This is a genomic window from Xanthomonas sp. SHU 308 (genome assembly GCF_000364645.1).
Lineage (GTDB): Bacteria > Pseudomonadota > Gammaproteobacteria > Xanthomonadales > Xanthomonadaceae > Xanthomonas_A > Xanthomonas_A sontii.
In genome coordinates this window covers 1-227 of sequence record NZ_AQOK01000754.1, presented here as the reverse complement: position 1 = coordinate 227, position 227 = coordinate 1, and the positions used below count along the sequence as shown (strand labels likewise).

Annotated in this window: 1 protein-coding gene; it reads left to right on the top strand. The window is 78.0% G+C overall.

Annotation, left to right across the window (positions count from 1 at the left end; all coding sequences use genetic code 11):
* Window positions 1–227: hypothetical protein (locus D588_RS25635; protein ID WP_043086330.1), on the top strand; the 227-nt coding region annotated here is incomplete at both ends.

The following is a 227-nucleotide window of genomic DNA, read 5'->3' as shown; positions in this document are numbered from 1 at the left end:
CCTGCCGCCGTTGCTGCGCCTGCGCGACGTGCCGCCGATGCGCGTGCTCAACCGCAGCTTCGCCGCGCTGCCGCCGACCTCGCTGCTGATCTACGCCGCCGCGCTGGTCGCCACCGTGGTGCTGGCGGTGTACGCCACCGGCGACGGCGTGCTGGCGGCCTGGGTGCTGGGCGGCCTGACCCTGCTGGCGGCGCTGGCCGCGGCGGTCGGCGGCGTGCTGCTGGCGG